This is a genomic window from Nocardiopsis sp. TNDT3 (assembly GCF_003427465.1).
Lineage (GTDB): Bacteria > Actinomycetota > Actinomycetes > Streptosporangiales > Streptosporangiaceae > Nocardiopsis > Nocardiopsis dassonvillei.
In genome coordinates this window covers 1-3,682 of record NZ_QPFC01000677.1, presented here as the reverse complement: position 1 = coordinate 3,682, position 3,682 = coordinate 1, and the positions used below count along the sequence as shown (strand labels likewise).

Sequence of the window (3,682 nt, the reverse complement as noted above, 5' to 3'; positions counted from 1 at the left end):
GTCAAGTGCGCTGCCAAACTGCGCTACGTCCCGTCCGCTGCGCGAACGCCGTTCCCGGCGCCGCCAACAGGTGAAACTGTATCGCATCCGGCAGGGCTCTCGAACCGGGTACCGGGCCGCGGATGCCGAACGCGAAGGGCCCGCCCAGGGCACCAGCCCATCGACGGGGTCTCCTCGTCCTCGCCCGTGTGCGCGACCTCCGCTCCGGCGCCCCTGCCCTGTCCGCTGCTCCCCCGGCCCCGGGGCCGCGCGTCGGGGACGGCGGCGCCGTGTCCGCACGGCCGCACCGTCGGTCGTGTCCGCGGACAACCGGGCAGCGGGCGGGACCGGAATCCGCGCGCGTCAGCGGAGGCATCCGGTCCGGATCAGGGACGGCCCGGCCGGGTCACTGGCCGCTGGGCCAGGTCCCCTCCTCACCCGAGTCCTCCTCGACCTCGTGCAGGGGCGTGAGCGCGCGGGTGCGGTCGACGAACACGAAGGCGTCGTAGCGCTCCCCCAGCACGGTCGGCACGTAGTTGCGCAGCCCGTCGCGTCCGGGGTGGTAGATGACGCCGACGGCGCGGTGCGGCAGGACCTCGCCCGCGAACGGATCGACCGCCCCCTCGCCGGTCAGGAGCAGCAGGCCCGTCTCCCCCTCGAACGACTGGTGCAGCAGCGCCTCCACGCTCCCGTGGCGCGCCGCGGGCACCGGCATCGGCTCGGGGGTCTCCCCCCAGGCCCGGGCGGCCATGACCCGGCCCTCGTAGGTGCCGAAGCCGACGAGGACCACGCCCTCGTCGCCGTGGCGCTCACGCACCAACTGCCCCACGTTGACCATGCCCGAGGCGGCCATGTCGGTGGCGCGCGCGTCGCCGACATGGGTGTTGTGCTCCCACACCACGGCCTTGGCTCCGGGCCCGTGGTACTCCATGAGCCGGTCGAGCGTGTCGGCCATGTGGTGGTCGCGGACGTTCCACGACTCGGGGCCGCCGCGCACCAGCGCCCGGTAGTACTGTTCGGCGTCCGCGAGCACCTCGGCGTTCTGGCGCGCGGCGAACTCGGCCAGGTCCTCGGCGGAGGAGGCCTCCCCCGCCCGCTCGCGCAGCCCGGCCAGCAGGCGCACGACCTCCGCCTCGCAGCTCTCGGGCACCAGCCGCGTCGCGCGGGCGTAGGCCTGGGGGTCCTCTCCGTAGGGCTGGAAGCAGCGGTAGGCGTTCAGAGCCGGTTCCACCTGCTCGGGCATGTTCTCGCGCAGCCACCCCAGCACCGCGTACAGCGACTCCCACAGGCTGTAGACGTCCAGGCCGAAGAACCCGGCGCGCCGCTCCGGCGCGAGCCCCAGGTTGTGTTCGCGCAGCCACCGGGCGAACTCCAGCACCTCGGTGTTGGCCCACATCCACTGCGGCCACCTGCGGAAGCCCTCCAGGATCCGTCTGGGGTCCTCGGGCGCCCCCGGCGCGCCCACGACGCCGCAGTGCAGCTGCTGGAAGTCGGGCCAGTCGCCCTCCACCGCGACGAAGGAGAAGCCCGCCTCGTCGATCAGCCGCCGGGTCAGTTCCGCCCGCCAGCGGTAGAACTCGGCGGTGCCGTGCGAGGCCTCGCCCAGCAGCACGTAGCGCGCGTCGCCGATCCGCTCCAGGAGCGGGTCCAGCGACCTCGGGCCGGACAGCCGCGGGAGGGCGTCCGGGCCGGTCCCGGGGCTCATCGCTCCGCCTCGCCCAGGATGCCCGCGAACCAGCCGGAGGCGGCGTCGGCCACCTCCTCCAGCGCACCCGGTTCCTCGAACAGGTGGGTGGCGCGGGGGACGACGTGGATCCGGTGCGGAGCGCTGAGCCGGTCGGCCGCGTCCTCGTTGAGCCGCAGGACCTCGGTGTCCGCGCCACCGACGATGAGCAGCGTGGGGGCGCGCACGACCTGGAGCGCCTCGGTGCCCGCGAGGTCGGGGCGGCCGCCGCGCGAGACCACCGCGGCGACCAGGTCGGGGCGCTCGGCCGCGGTCCTCAGCGCGGCGGCGGCGCCGGTGCTGGCGCCGAACAGGCCGATGGGCGTCCCCGCGGTGTCCTCGTGTCCGGCCAGCCAGTCCACGGTGCCGGTGAGCCGCCGGGTGAGCAGGTCGATGTCGAAGCGCTGCCGCCCGGTCGCGCTGTCGGCGCGCTCCTCCTCCGGGGTGAGCAGGTCCAGCAGGAGCGTGGCGACCCCGACCCGGTTGAGCTCCTCGGCGACGGCCCGGTTGCGCGGGCTGTGGCGTGAGCTCCCGCTGCCGTGCGCGAAGGCCACGACCGCGGTCGCCCCGGGGAACACGGCCAGCCGCCCGTCGAGCAGCGCGTCCGGCGTGCGTACCGTCACGTCGACGGCGGTCATGGTCCTCTCCCTTCGTGGGGGTCGGCCTCCCGTGCGGTGCGCCGACCCGGTGTCGTCCGCCGCGTGCGCGGCGGCCGGTGACGGTCAGGGGCGGCCGGGAGGGCCGTCTCCGGGACCGCCGGAGCCGTGGGAACCCGGGCCGCCGGGTTCTCCGGGCCCTCGGGGAAGCCTCACCAGCAGGCCGCGCACCTCGTCATCGGTGACCTGGGGAAACCTCGCGTACCAGAGGCTGACCGCGCCGAAGTCCGGCGGTGTCTCCAGGCAGACGACCCGGTCGCAGACGCCGGAGAGCGCGCGGACGGCTTCGGGCGCGCCCACGGGGACGGCCAGCGTCAGGGACGCGGGGCGCCGGGTGAGCACCGAGGTCAGCGCCGCCCTGGCGCTCATCCCGGTGGCCAGGCCGTCGTCGACCACCACGACGTCGTATCCGGTGACCTCGGGCTCGGGGTCCTCCCCCCGGTAGGCCAGCAGCCTGCGCCGCGCCTCGGCCTGCTGGGCCCCGACCATCTCGGCCAGGCGTCCCTCGGGGATGCCCAGCAGGTCCAGCGCCCTCTGGTCGAACAGCGCGGGGCCCTCGGCCGTGGTCGCCCCGATCGCCGTCTCCGGGCTGCCGGGGGCGGGGATCTTGCGCGCGACCACGATGTCCAGCGGCACGCCGAGGGCGTCGGCGACGGGCCTGGCCACGGGGACGCCGCCCCGGGGCAGGGCCAGCACGCGCGGGAGCGGTCCCGCCCGCTCCGCCACCGCGCGGGCGAGCCGCTCGCCCGCCTCTCGCCGGTCCCGAAACACGTGTGCCACCTCACCCGGTCGCGTCGTCTGGATCCCGTGGCGCGACGGCCCGCGTCCGCGCGGTTCGGCGGCGCGCCGGCCGTGTGGTGAGCGCTACCCCGGCGCCTTCGGCGCACACATGGCGCGGACCGGGCGCGCGCTACCCGCCCAGGGTGCCGTCGAGGCGCTCGACCACGCAGAACTCGTTGCCCTCGGGGTCGGCCAGGACCGCCAGCAGGTGGCCGTCCTCCTCGTAGGCCGGGCGCAGCACCTCCGCGCCCAGCGCGCGCACCCGCTCGACCTCCGCGTCCAGGTCGTGGACGACCAGGTCCAGGTGCATCCGGTTCTTGCCGGAGCGGGGCTCGGGCACCTTCTGGAGGACCAGGTCGGGCCAGCGCCCGCCCGGGTCCTTCAGCGCGAGGTAGACCGGGTGCTGGCCCTCCTCGCGCTCGAAGCCCAGCGCGGCGCACCAGAAGTCGGCGGCGGCATGGAGGTCGTTGGTGTCGAGTACGCAGACCAGGCGCACGTGGCGCTCCCCTCGGTTCGCCGTGCGGCCCGCGGCCGCGGGCCGCAC

Annotated in this window: 4 protein-coding genes; all 4 read right to left on the bottom strand. The window is 75.7% G+C overall.

What is annotated here, in order from left to right; translation table 11 throughout:
* Positions 1-385: 385 nt before the first annotated feature.
* Complete coding sequence (locus tag DQW06_RS16990) at positions 386-1,684, bottom strand: erythromycin esterase family protein (protein WP_013152239.1); 1,299 nt, start codon at positions 1,682-1,684, stop codon at positions 386-388.
* The gene (locus DQW06_RS16985; protein ID WP_071621728.1) at positions 1,681-2,340 is read right to left on the bottom strand and encodes a dienelactone hydrolase family protein; all 660 of its coding nucleotides are present in this window, start codon (positions 2,338-2,340) and stop codon (positions 1,681-1,683) included. The genes DQW06_RS16990 and DQW06_RS16985 overlap by 4 nt, the downstream gene beginning before the upstream one ends.
* 84 nt (positions 2,341-2,424) lie before the next feature.
* Positions 2,425-3,129 (bottom strand): phosphoribosyltransferase, encoded by a 705-nt coding sequence (locus DQW06_RS16980; protein ID WP_117198898.1) that lies wholly within the window; start codon positions 3,127-3,129, stop codon positions 2,425-2,427.
* Positions 3,130-3,268: 139 nt separating this feature from the next.
* The gene (locus tag DQW06_RS16975; protein ID WP_026338530.1) at positions 3,269-3,634 is read right to left on the bottom strand and encodes a VOC family protein; all 366 of its coding nucleotides are present in this window, start codon (positions 3,632-3,634) and stop codon (positions 3,269-3,271) included.
* Positions 3,635-3,682 lie beyond the last annotated feature (48 nt).

What these genes read in the sequence shown, in the direction of transcription:
- DQW06_RS16985 (WP_071621728.1), bottom strand. Translation starts at nt 2,340, where the DNA reads ATGACCGCCGTCGACGTGACGGTACGCACGCCGGACGCGCTGCTCGAC.
- DQW06_RS16990 (WP_013152239.1), bottom strand. Translation starts at nt 1,684, where the DNA reads ATGAGCCCCGGGACCGGCCCGGACGCCCTCCCGCGGCTGTCCGGCCCG.